This is a genomic window from Candidatus Levibacter sp. Uisw_134_01 (assembly GCF_047717795.1).
GTDB lineage: Bacteria > Pseudomonadota > Alphaproteobacteria > Puniceispirillales > Marisalimonadaceae > Marisalimonas.
Genome location: NZ_CP159808.1, coordinates 1,991,464 through 2,003,763 on the forward strand (window position 1 = coordinate 1,991,464; position 12,300 = coordinate 2,003,763).

At 32.4% G+C, this 12,300-nt stretch carries 14 protein-coding genes; 1 reads left to right on the forward strand and 13 read right to left on the reverse strand.

Annotated elements, in window-relative coordinates:
- Positions 1–15: 15 nt before the first annotated feature.
- Both ABXT66_RS10150 and ABXT66_RS10155 read right to left on the reverse strand, forming a co-directional pair.
- Positions 16–306 (reverse strand): 4a-hydroxytetrahydrobiopterin dehydratase, encoded by a 291-nt coding sequence (locus ABXT66_RS10150; protein ID WP_443643393.1) that lies wholly within the window; start codon positions 304–306, stop codon positions 16–18.
- A complete protein-coding gene (locus tag ABXT66_RS10155; RefSeq protein ID WP_443643394.1) occupies positions 296–895 on the reverse strand; it encodes an NAD(P)H-dependent oxidoreductase in 600 nt (199 codons plus the stop codon). The genes ABXT66_RS10150 and ABXT66_RS10155 overlap by 11 nt, the downstream gene beginning before the upstream one ends.
- Positions 896–989: 94 nt before the next feature.
- Between ABXT66_RS10155 and pyrC the strand changes: the two genes are divergently transcribed.
- Positions 990–2,030 (forward strand): dihydroorotase, encoded by a 1,041-nt coding sequence (gene pyrC, locus ABXT66_RS10160; RefSeq protein ID WP_443643395.1) that lies wholly within the window; start codon positions 990–992, stop codon positions 2,028–2,030.
- A 103-nt stretch (positions 2,031–2,133) separates the two neighbouring features.
- On the opposite strand, the gene ABXT66_RS10165 is transcribed toward pyrC, so the two are convergent.
- From ABXT66_RS10165 to wbjC, 11 genes are all read right to left on the reverse strand, one after another.
- Positions 2,134–3,162 (reverse strand): MraY family glycosyltransferase, encoded by a 1,029-nt coding sequence (locus ABXT66_RS10165; RefSeq protein ID WP_443643396.1) that lies wholly within the window; start codon positions 3,160–3,162, stop codon positions 2,134–2,136.
- A 294-nt stretch (positions 3,163–3,456) separates the two neighbouring features.
- Positions 3,457–4,608 carry a CDP-glycerol glycerophosphotransferase family protein gene (locus ABXT66_RS10170; RefSeq protein ID WP_443643397.1) on the reverse strand — a complete coding sequence of 384 codons (1,152 nt, stop codon included), beginning with the start codon at positions 4,606–4,608 and terminating at the stop codon, positions 3,457–3,459.
- Positions 4,605–5,366, reverse strand: a complete 762-nt coding sequence (locus tag ABXT66_RS10175; protein ID WP_443643398.1) for a phosphocholine cytidylyltransferase family protein — start codon at positions 5,364–5,366, stop codon at positions 4,605–4,607. The genes ABXT66_RS10170 and ABXT66_RS10175 overlap by 4 nt, the downstream gene beginning before the upstream one ends.
- A 5-nt stretch (positions 5,367–5,371) precedes the next feature.
- Positions 5,372–6,013, reverse strand: coding sequence for a gamma-glutamyl-gamma-aminobutyrate hydrolase family protein (locus ABXT66_RS10180; protein WP_443643399.1), 642 nt, complete (start codon positions 6,011–6,013; stop codon positions 5,372–5,374).
- Positions 6,010–6,576, reverse strand: a complete 567-nt coding sequence (locus tag ABXT66_RS10185) for a PEP-utilizing enzyme (protein ID WP_443643400.1) — start codon at positions 6,574–6,576, stop codon at positions 6,010–6,012. The genes ABXT66_RS10180 and ABXT66_RS10185 overlap by 4 nt, the downstream gene beginning before the upstream one ends.
- Positions 6,577–6,643: 67 nt before the next feature.
- Positions 6,644–7,195 carry a dTDP-4-dehydrorhamnose 3,5-epimerase gene (gene rfbC, locus ABXT66_RS10190; RefSeq protein WP_443643401.1) on the reverse strand — a complete coding sequence of 184 codons (552 nt, stop codon included), beginning with the start codon at positions 7,193–7,195 and terminating at the stop codon, positions 6,644–6,646.
- A gap of 7 nt (positions 7,196–7,202) precedes the next feature.
- Positions 7,203–8,072, reverse strand: coding sequence for a glucose-1-phosphate thymidylyltransferase RfbA (gene rfbA, locus ABXT66_RS10195; RefSeq protein WP_443643402.1), 870 nt, complete (start codon positions 8,070–8,072; stop codon positions 7,203–7,205).
- A 241-nt stretch (positions 8,073–8,313) separates the two neighbouring features.
- Positions 8,314–8,841, reverse strand: coding sequence for a WbuC family cupin fold metalloprotein (locus ABXT66_RS10200; RefSeq protein WP_443643403.1), 528 nt, complete (start codon positions 8,839–8,841; stop codon positions 8,314–8,316).
- Positions 8,817–9,833 (reverse strand): glycosyltransferase family 4 protein, encoded by a 1,017-nt coding sequence (locus ABXT66_RS10205; RefSeq protein ID WP_443643404.1) that lies wholly within the window; start codon positions 9,831–9,833, stop codon positions 8,817–8,819. Before ABXT66_RS10205 ends, ABXT66_RS10200 begins: the two co-directional genes overlap by 25 nt.
- 184 nt (positions 9,834–10,017) lie before the next feature.
- Entirely contained in the window at positions 10,018–11,160 is a 1,143-nt protein-coding gene (wecB, locus tag ABXT66_RS10210; protein ID WP_443643405.1) for a non-hydrolyzing UDP-N-acetylglucosamine 2-epimerase, read from the reverse strand.
- Complete coding sequence (wbjC, locus tag ABXT66_RS10215) at positions 11,157–12,299, reverse strand: UDP-2-acetamido-2,6-beta-L-arabino-hexul-4-ose reductase (protein WP_443643406.1); 1,143 nt, start codon at positions 12,297–12,299, stop codon at positions 11,157–11,159. Before wbjC ends, wecB begins: the two co-directional genes overlap by 4 nt.
- Position 12,300 lies beyond the last annotated feature (1 nt).

Sequence of the window (12,300 nt, forward strand, 5' to 3'; positions counted from 1 at the left end):
TATTTACTTAGATTGTTAATTAAAGTTTTTGTAGGATTTATCAGCAAAAAGAGCCATATCATAATCTAATTTAGAGACTCCTCCTATATCATGGGTGGTCAAAGTTATTATAACTTTATTATAAACATTTTCCCATTCTGGATGATGATTTATTTGTTCTGCCTTCATAGCAATCGATGTCATAAAAGAAAACGCTTGCTTAAAATCAGAAAACTTAAAGAGCTTAGTATATGCATCTCTTCCATCAGATACTTTTTCCCAACCCTTAATCTCCTGAAATTTGTTTTTAATTTCCTCACATGCCATTTCCAAAATCCTTTCTATTAATTAATTCTCTTAACGGTTTCATATTAGATACATATGCTAAAAGTATTTTTAGGACATAATCAATTCGATCGTCTAACCACTCAGGAATATTATCTCCATGGTTTCCTGGATTAAACTCTTCTACATTTCTAATAATAATATTCTCTGGTATCCACATTATATGTGTGTTTTTATAAGAAGAAGACCTCAACTCAGTGATTGGATAGGCCCCACCGTTTCCGCTGCTAACTGATACAATTAAGCCAGGTTTATGAGATAATTCTCCATCACCACAAAGTAAGAAAAAATTTTTAGCTGCTGGCGTAGCCATGCCTCCATACTCAGGGACTACAAAAATAAAACCATCTGATTCAATTAATTTGTCAGATATTAAACGCCAAGTTTGTCCCCAAACACCTTTGCCATTTTTTTTTTCGGGTGACCAGAGTGGCAACGATGCGTCAGCTAAATCTAAAGAAAACATTTCCAAGCCTGATTTATTATTTAATAAGTTGTCATGGAGAAAATCAGAGATTCTTTTTGATTGAGAGTTTGTTCTAAGACTGGCAGAGATAATTGAGATTTTCATAGCAAACTTACCCAAAATTAATTATTGTATACAAATATGCATACTTTTTATTACTAACATATTAAAGTTTATTTTTAAAGATTAGATAAAAATCATGGAAGAAATAGAAATTATTAAACCTGACGATTGGCATGTGCATTTTAGAGACGGAGAAGTTTTAAATACAGTTGTTCCTGAAACTACAAGGCATTTTGCCCGTGCTATAATTATGCCTAATTTAGTTCCACCAATATTAAAAGGGGTTGATGCAGTTAAGTATAAAAAAAAAATACAAAGAGCTATTCCTAAAAGCGATCGTTTTCTTCCACTAATGACTATATACTTAACAGAAAATACAAACAAAAACGATATACGTATAGCATATGAGAGTGGACAAGTTTTTGCTGCTAAACTATATCCTGCTGGGGCTACAACAAATTCAGATTCAGGTGTAAAAGATATAAATAAAATCATGCCTGTACTTGAAACAATGTCAGAAATAGGCATGCCTCTATTAATTCATGGAGAAGTAACAGATAAAGAAATTGATATTTTTGATAGAGAAAAAGTTTTTGTTGATCAGAAGCTTGATTTTATTTGTAAAGAATTACCAGAACTAAAAATTACCCTCGAACACATTACAACAAAAGAAGCAACAGCATATGTGAATGAAGGTAACAAAAATCTCGTGGCATCTATTACGCCTCATCATTTAGCCTTGAGCAGAAATGCTATGTTTGTTGGTGGGATAAGACCCCATAACTATTGTCTGCCAATATTAAAAAGGGAAATTCATAGAAAAGCTCTTGTGGAAGTAGCAGTTAGTGGTAACTCAAAGTTTTTTTTAGGAACTGACACCGCCCCTCATTTAACTAGTGACAAAGAAAGTTTTTGTGGTTGTGCTGGTATTTTTAATTCAACGTATTGTGTATCAATATTAGCACAATTATTTGAAAACGAAAGTGCATTACATAAACTAGAAAATTTTATTAGTAAAAATGGGGCCAAACATTATAATTTAAAAATAAATAAAGAAAAAATTTTGATTACTAAATCAAATCACTCTCTCCTCTTTAAAAAAGAGTTAGACGTTAAAAAACAAAAAATCAGAATTTTTGAACCTGATTTTCCTGTTTTTTGGACAGTAAGTGGTTAAGTTATTTAACCAAGTACATAAAATAAATCTTTTTAATTAATTTAAAAAATACTTTTATTTTTTCTAAAAGTGCTCAAATCTAATTTTTGTACTTTTGAATAAATTAATAATTTATAACTTTCTTAATAAAAATATTATAAATTCTTAGAAATAAGTATAGCAAAAATATTGCAATAAAGATTGGAAAACTAAGAAGTTGAAATTTATTTTCTAATATTAATCCTAGTATTAAGAGTAAAACACCAAAAAAGACTATTGTTGCTAATATCTTTTTATTGGGAAGGCCATAGTTTTTTAAAAAATGGTGAATATGATCCCTATTGGCTATCATTAATGGACGTTTTTCAATTATTCTTAAAATAATAACTGTAAAAAAATCAAATAATGGTATAGCTACACACCATAGAGCAAAACTTGGAGTAAAACTGCTATTGTTTTCAGCATTATAGATTAGAACCCAAGAAATAATAAAGCCCAAAAACAAACTGCCTGCATCTCCAAGGAAAATCTTCTTATGAGAATGAGACACAATATTAAAAATCATGAATGGTAATAAAGCCGCCGCTAGTGCAAAAAGAATATTAGTTAGAGAAGAAGGATCTACTTTTAAATTAAAACATAGCAAACCAATGACAGCTAATAGAATTAAGCTTGAAGCAAGACCATCAACACCATCTATCATGTTAATCGCATTTGTTAATCCAACAATCGAAATTACTGTGATAGGAATTGAAAATATACCTAATTCTAAAGGATATAATACCCCAAAAAGATTATCAAAGCTCTGGAGTTTAACATCAGTAATATAAATAACAATAACAGTAAGGATTCCTTGAAGAGCCATTTTATATTTGGCTTTTACGTTTGAGCAGTCATCCCAAACTCCCTGTATTAAGATGAATGTGGAAGTTATTAATAGCACAAGTGAAAATTTATCATGCTGATTTAAAATTCCATAGGACATTATAACTCCAAAATAAATGCAAATACCTCCTATTAAAGGTACGTTACCAATATGATCTTTTCTTTTAGTTGGAAAATCTAACAATTTCAGTTTAAATGCAATAGGCCTTAATAAAATTAACAATATTAAACTAGTTAGAAATGCAATTATAATTATCAAATCTATCATCATAAACATTCCATTACTTGCTATAATAAAATTCGTAAAGTAAATAAATTATTTAAATATCAACTAATTTTATTGATCCTATAATAATTTATAATTATTGAGGTCAATAATACATTATAAATATATATTTTAAAAATATATAAATCATTGATAATCAACTATTCAAATCTGTAGATAAAGATAGTTAGAACTGAAATATCTTATTTATTAAATACATAATAAAACTTTAACACTATAGTTTTTGTATCTAATTTTGGTAGAAAATATTTCAAACCACTATCATATAAATTATTCCTAAAGTAGAGAATATAAATAATCAGCAGCAACCTCACCACTCTTACCAAGATTATAAACCCATTTTTTTCTCTCTTTCAATCCATTCCTGCATAAAATATTTGCATCTTTGGAGATCTCTGACATGTTAGATCCTATTTTATTTATTTTTTCTTGGGGTATCACAACACCAATTTTTTTTCTTATTAATACTTCAAGTGGAATGATATCAAGTTCATGATATTTTTTGTTATTAATCTTTTTAGGCGTATCAACAAAAATCAATGGTTTCTGGAGACCAAATGAAAACTCGAGTGCAACTCCAGACCAGTCACTTATCATTATGTCAGCATCAAGCAACGATTTTATTGAGTCTATATCCAAATCTAAAGAATAATTAGGGTTTTTTCCAAAATACTTTTGTAGCAAATCGAATAATTTAGGGTTTTTTAAAAAAGTCATTGGATGTGGTCTAACAATTGTTCGAAGGCCACATTTTAGTAGGTTTTCAATTAAAACTAGTCCATGCACCTCTAACAATCCGTTAACTCCCCAGGAAGGAGCAATCAAGACAGATTTAATACTTGATTTTTTTGTCTTTAAAGACAAGTTTTTATTTAAATTTATTATCTTATCAAGTCTTCCATACCCATGTTGGACTAAACACTTCTGATTTAGTTTATTGTTTCTTTCGCGAGTTTTTATTTCAATTATATGATGAGGTCCAGAACAAAAAATAATATCAAAATAATCAAAAGCTTGAGGTCTATAAATCATGTGAGTGCTTACTAAAGAATGTTGTACGTAAACGTATTTTACTGAAAAAGGAGAGCGTTTTATATGAAATGAGTTCATGTCTGGCATAGTCATAACTAAAACATCTACATCGAGTGTTGCAAAGAATATAGTTCTGACACTACCTTCACCTATGTAATATGTCTTCAAACCAGGAGGTGGATTGTTAAGATTTGGATCATTGTCATTTGATGTGACATATATAACTCTTTCTGAGTATTTTTTGTACAATGCACGATAGATTGGTTCAAAATGGGACCAATATTCTCCACCTTCTGAATAAAATACAATTCTCCTGTCACGTCTGGGAGTTTTAAAGAATGAATATAATTCACCTACCAAAAAGAAAAATTTTTTATAAAATCGAAAAGAAATCAATTTAACCCTATAAAATTTTTTAACTCGCCGTCTAAATACATTTTTTCATAAAGCGCTAAATCTTGAAAGCTATCCACTTCCAGCCACCCTCCATCTGTGAAGCTTGCTCTGACGTTAAACCCTTTGTTAATCAAGTGCTGAATGAACTCAGTCATAAACATTTTTTTACAATCATGCTGTATATTAAGATTATGCCAAATCTTATATAATTTTTGTATATTTTGTTTCTGTATCTTTATTAATCCCATGAATTGTCCCTCTATTTCTTCATAATTACTGGGCTTAAGGCCAATTTCAACAATTCTATTTTTATCGACTAACTTCAATGTCTCGGCATCAGACAATGGATCCACCATTCGTCTAGACCATAATTTTTGCCATTGTTTGTCAACACTTACAACTATTGGAGCATCCAAACTTATTAGATTTAGAAGTACATTTTCTTCATACACAATATCCCCATATGAAATTATTATATCCTCATCATTATCTATCCAAGACGCTGCGCAAAATAAGCTATAAACCATATTAGTTTCAGAAAATTTAGAATTGATTATAATTTCAACGCCATCAACTTTTAATTTTGATGCTAAATAACCACCAACAATTAAAATATTTGAAACTCCTTGTTTTCGTAAACATCTAATCTGTCGATACAAAAGTGGCTTACCAACAAGAGGTACCATGCATTTAGGGTTTGAATAGGTAAAAGGTCTAAGCCGTTTACCGAGACCCGCTGCAAGTATTATAGCTCTCATAAAGTTTACCTTTTCTGTTTAAAAATTTTGGACAGTAGAGCCATGTCTGCACTTGGCCCATTTATTTGTCTTCTTTCCGGATGCCACATTATACCAAACCAAGGTCTAAATTTGTGACGAAAGGCTTCTACAGTATAATCATCAGTTATAAGCAAAGGTTCGAGGCTGTCAGCAAGGTCAATAAGTTGAACACCCCAATCATGGTAACTGTTTACGTTAGAAAAATCATTTAATATGTTAAGTTTAGCTAAAGGTTTCAATGTATGTGAGGTATTAGTGTGCCCATATACAGGTATTATTTTTCCTCCAAGAAAATGATTTATCATCTGCATGCCTCGGCAGACGCCAAGAACTGATAGTTTATAATCTGTCGCAATATGTAACAGCTCAGTTTCAGTTCTGTCACGCTCTGGAGCCACATTAATTGTATTGGAATAGAAACTAAGGTCATTACCACCACTTAATAAAATCCCGTCTAAACGATGAAGCTCTACCCAACGGCGTAAATCAACTAAATTATTTGGAATAGGTATAAGGCTAAGGCCAATATTTTCAAAAAGCTTTCCCCAATTTTGATCTAGGCAGTCTCGACGTTCTGAAAACTGCGCCATCACTTCTACTCTTTGTGAAATTCCAATAATCTTCAAGAAATCCCCCTGATAGTTCTTACAACAGGATTAAGTTCAATTTCTCTGCAATTTATCAACTGATTAAAAAGAAGTTCACCAACACCTATTGCTGCTGGCAAGCCAAACTCAGAGGCACGGATTGCCATGTGAGAATTTATACCACCATGCATAGTAACTATCCCGGCAATTTTTCGACTGAAAATCCAATCAAACCCTGGATCAGCGCGACTAATAAGTATTATTTTTCCAGAAAGATTATCATCAGAGATCATATTTGTTAGCTCTACGCATGGCGCCGTTAAATTTGTGGAGCCAAAGAAATTAGTTCTCATTTCAGGATATTTATGAATAAAAAAATCACTTTCTTTACAAATAAGAGGAGGCAACTCGATTGCGTGTACAATGTCTCTTAGGATTTCTCCTCGAGTTACTATTTCATTAATCCAAACGTACAAATCAGAAGTTAAAGTTTGTCCATTTTGTATAGAACGTAAATCTTCTAGTTTTAGACTGGAAATTTTTGATCTATCTAAACCAACATCCCTTCCCCATTGATTGATTAGCTCTAAAGCTAAAGACAAATTTCAAAAATTTAAATCATATATCAAATTACCTTTTCTAATAATTTTTGCTTTTTGGATATTTTAATTATTTAAAGAAGTCTGCTTCAGTAAATTTTTTTCCTGCATTATCCTTTGCTCCCAACTTTGGCTTATCATGTAACGGCCAATTAATGCTAATTTCTGGATCATTCCAAAGTAGACATCGCTCATATTCAGGATACCAATAGTCAGTTGTCTTATACTGAAAATCAGCTATATCGCTTATAACTAAAAAGCCGTGTGCAAAACCAGATGGCACCCAAAGCTGACGTTTGTTTTCTGCAGTTAGTTCGACGCCAACCCATTTGCCAAACCTAGGTGAATAACAGCGCATATCAACGACCACATCGAATACTGCTCCAAATGTAACTCGCACTAGCTTTCCTTGTGCATGCTGAATTTGATAATGCAGCCCACGTAAAACATTTTTTTTTGATCTACTATGGTTATCTTGGACAAAATCAAGCTTAACACCAGTAGCTTGTTGAAAGTTATTTTTATTAAAACTCTCAAAAAAAAACCCACGTTCATCTTCAAATAACTTAGGCTCAAGTATTAAAACTTCAGGCAAAATTGTTGATGTTACTTTATATGACATATATTACTCATTTTAATAGACTTAATAAATACTGACCATAAACATTTTTTTTAAGTGGATCAGCAAGTTTGGACAATTGCTCCCCACTAATCCAGCCCTCTCGATAAGCAATTTCTTCAGGACAACCAACTAAAACCCCTTGATTTTTTTTCAGTTTAGCTACAAAAGAAGCAGCTTCAAGCAGGCTATCGTGGGTGCCAGTGTCCAACCAAGTACAATTTTGATCAATTATTTCAACATGTAATTTCCCTTGTCTCATATACTCCATATTTACATCTGTAATCTCTAACTCACCACGGGCAGAAGGTTTAATTGAGGCAGCAATATCACAAACTTGCTGATCATAAAAATATAAACCAGTTACTGCATAATTACTTTTAGGATATAGAGGTTTTTCTTGGATATTAATGGCAATTTGATTCTTGTCAAACTCTACTACTCCATATTGTTTAGGTTCATTTACTTGGTATGCAAATATATTTGCTCCCTTAATACGTTTACTTGTTTTTTGAAATTGGTTTAACAGTTTGTATCCATAGAAAATGTTATCACCAAGAATTAAAGCACTTAGGTTATTTTTTACAAAATCCTTTCCAATTAAAAATGCCTGTGCCAAACCATCTGGATTTGGTTGCACCGCGAACTCAATATTGATTCCCCAGCAAGCACCAGTGCCAAGTAAATTTTTGAAAAGAGATATATCTCGAGGTGAACTAATCAAAAGTATGTCACGAATACCACAATTCATCAAAGTACTTAATGAATAATATATCATTGGTTTATCATATATAGGAAGTATCTGTTTGCTTAACACTTTGGTAATAGGATGAAGACGTGTTCCAGCACCTCCTGCTAAGATAATACCTTTTCTTGTCATATATTAACTCCTATAATTCCTTATAATCATTACTTTAGACTAAAATGTTTTGATTAAGAAGATTCTAAATTTGATTAAAAAAATTCCTTAAATATTATTCTTACTTCCGCGATTTTAATACCATATTGAATTTTAACATTAAACACACTGAAAATTTTGTTTTATTCAAATCTAATAAGGACTTACCTTTTATAAGTTTAGTTAATTAATTAATTATCAATCATTTACTAAGATTATAATATTATTTCAAATTAAAATTATTTACACGGGCTAAAAGATTTTCAAGATAACTTTTAGCATCAGGAGATGTTTCGTTAGGTGCCCACGGAGCTAGTTCTTTTGGAAGTTCAGAATTAAATGGCCCGGCTTTAACTTCAATCAGAACGCATCCTTCCTGCAATGCAATGACTGTGTGCCAATCTTTGGCTGAAACTTCAGCGCCTATTGCATATTTTCTCTTATTTTTGTTTATACCGAAAGGAAAAATCTGTGTTAGATTTCCTAAATCATCAAACAAAACTAAGACCATTAACCCACGAACAGCTATTAGCAACTCATCCCTAGGATCAAACGCATGCCTATGCGGGCGAATATAACTGCCTGGTTCAATTGCATTAAATAGCCGCTGACAGGGATCTTTAAAACTTTCATGAAGATTAAAGTGTTGTCGTTTACGTCTGTTTTTTTTTGCATCAACAGAAAGTTTATTAAGGAATTCAAGATTAAAAAATTTTGTGCTCATACTTATTCTTTCTCTGAAATTGAACAAACAATCTCCTTGACTTTGTTTGAAACAGTAAATTCACGTTTGAAAAAATTTTTACATCTCACAGACAACCTTGGATCAGTTTTTATTTGGTGTAACAAACATTCTGTTAGTTGTTGAAGTTCACCAACTTGATTGCTCTCACAAACCTGACCGATCTCTTCTTTTCTGATCATCTTAGCAAGATCATTACCTTTATTTATATTAGCCAATACAGGTAAACCACTTTGTATATAGGTTAAAAATTTTCCAGGAATATTGTGTGATTTATGCCGGTTATCCAGAGTAACTATTCCTGCATCGCATTGATTAAGAAGTTCAGGAATTTCATCTGGGTCAATTTCGTCGTAAAACAATAAATTATCAAGGTTTTTTTGCTTGGCTAAAGCCTTTAAGTTTAGAAATTCACTCCCGCGTCCAACAAATAAGAAACCAACAAATTTATAATTTTTCATTTTTTCTGCTAAATCTAACAAAATGTAAATACCTTGTGCGACACCCATATTACCAGCATATAAAAAAATTTTCCGCCCAACTAAGACAGTCTGATCTATTTTAATGGAGCAACTTACCCGTGCTGGTTTATCTAGCCAATTTTTTAAAACTTTTAACTTTCGTCCAGATTTCTGCTTCCATAATTCAAAGTAATTTAAATTACCTGAAGTTTGTACACCAATCACGTCTGCTATAGAATATTGGTATCGTGCAACTGCATTTAATAAGAAGTATGAAAGCCCACGCTTAATCAAACCCATATCTAATAGCCAATTTGGAAATATATCTCGAATAATCAGGTAACTTTTACAACCACTAGATTTTTTTAGAGCTTTTACTAATGGTCCGTGAAAGATTGAAGGCGAATACCACACTATACCATCCCAACAGCTTGTAGAAATTGGGCTTTTACGGATATTCCATAACATTACAAAAGGCATACACAGTTCAGCAAACGTTCTAAATATGTGTGAGACATCTTTTGTTTTTAGTGATCTCAAACGAAGTACTTGCACACCTTCAAATTCTTCTAATACCCACGACTTATTTTGATTTTCTATTGGAACAAGGACTAAAATTGAGTGGCCCTGGCGTACAAATTCCCGCGATAAATCACGGAGTTGTACCGCAGCAGATGTACGCAATGGAGGAAAAGTATCGGTGATTAATATGAACCGCATCGAACTATACTCTGTATTTCTTCCAAACTATTCGATTAACATAATCTATGTAACTATGAATAATTCGTACCACCTTTTTACTAACATTTGACATGCTATAATCATTAACCAAACTTAAGGTTCTTTCATTACCACGTTGCTGCATAGCCAAGATTTTCAAACATTGGCGAATACGGTCTAATTCTAAACCAACCATCATTACGGACCCTTCTTCCATACCTTCCAAACGTTCATGAACTTCTCGAAGGTTAAGGGCAGGAAAGTTTAGGATAGATGACTCTTCATTGATTGTTCCGCTATCTGACAAAACAGCTTTAGCATTAATTTGAAGATTTACATAGTCGTGAAACCCTAAGGGCTTTGAGAGATTTACCAGAGGATGAAATTTTACACCCATGGTATCAATTTTTTTCCGAGTACGTGGGTGAATTGAAGCTAAGACTGGTAATCCGTTTTCTTCAGCTACCGTGTTAAGTATTGTAACAAGTTTAATAAAAGATTTTTCAGATTCAATATTTTCTTCTCGATGAGCACTAACTGCAAAGTATTTTTCTGATTGTAAATTTAAACGTTTTAATATGTCAGAAGCTTTTATTTGTGGCAAATAATAATGTAGCACCTCATACATTGGGCTCCCAGTCTTTATAACCTGATCAGGAGGTAATCCTTCTCGAAGTAAGTAATCTCTTGCTATTGAACTATAGGTGAGGTTAATATCAGACGTGTGGTCAACTATACGTCGATTAATTTCTTCAGGTACGCGCTGATCAAAGCAACGATTACCAGCCTCCATGTGGAAAATTGGAATTTTCCGACGCTTTGCTGGTATCACTGACAAACAACTGTTAGTATCACCTAAAATTAATATAGCATCAGGTTTCTCTTTAACTAGTACTTTATCAATCTCCGTAATAATGTTGCCAATAGTGTTAGCTGCGCTGGCACTACCTTCAGCACTTCTTAATAAGTAATTGGGTTTACGTAATCCTAAGTCATCAAAAAATATTTGATTTAGTTCAAAGTCATAATTTTGTCCTGTATGCACAAGTATATGTTCACAATATTTATCAAGTTCAGAAAAAACACGTGACAAACGAATAATTTCGGGTCTAGTACCAACAACTGACATCACTTTAATTTTTTTCATTTTTCTACCTTTCTAGGCACAGTGTCAGGCTTTTTTTTGTCAAATATTTCATTAGCCCAAAGCATAACAATCAGCTCTTTTTTACCAATATTGGTAACATCATGTATCCAACCTGGAATTGTTTCTACTACCCTTGGAGATTCTCCATTTGTTCTAACTTCAACTAATTCATTAGTTAGCAAATGCCTAAAACGAAAATGAGCCTCACCTCTTATTACAAGAAATTTTTCAGTTTTTGTATGGTGATAGTGACCACCTCTAGTAATTCCTGGAAGAGCCGTAAAATAGCTTAATTGACCACTATTGGTTGTTTTAAGCATCTCTACAAAAACACCACGAGAATCAGTATTTTGTGTCAATTGGTAGGAAAATTTTTTTCTTGGTAAATAACTTACATAAGTAGAATAAAGTGCACGTGTGAAGCCAGCACCTACATTTTCCACCGTCAAATTTGACTGGTATTTACTAAAGGCATGTATCTGATTAGATAACTCAGTTAAACTGACTAAAAACTCTGGCTTAACCTTCGATTGTGTAAGTCCTAACTTAGCTCTTTTGATAGAGCTTAAAATAGTTTCAACTACATCTTCTATATACACCAGTCTCAATAAAGAAGATGATTTATTAACATTGATAGGTAAATTATTTGCAATATTATAACAAAATGTGGCTACAACTGAGTTGTAATTTGGCTTACACCACTTACCAAACACTCCGGGAAAGCGAAAAATTATGCATGGGTTATTTGTTCTCTTAACTAACTCCATTATTTCCATTTCTGCTGCTAACTTGCTGCGTCCATAGGGATTATCGTGTTCAGCTTGAATCGAAGATGCGAATATTAAAGGTATATGTTTGTTAGTAGATTGAAATACCTCCTCTATGGCTAAACACAATGTTTTTGTTAGCCCATAATTAACTTTTTCAAATGCTGCTTCATCTGCAGGTCGATTTTCGCCAGCCAAGTGAACAATGGCATCAGCTTGAGATAACAATTTAGTGAATGATACAGTTCCTTCATCACCACGAACAAAAGTTATTACCCTAACGTTGAAAAGTTCATTTAAACGAACAATAAGGTTTTTACCAATAAACCCATTAGCACCAGTTACTAAGATTGAACAGTTTGAAATTCTCATT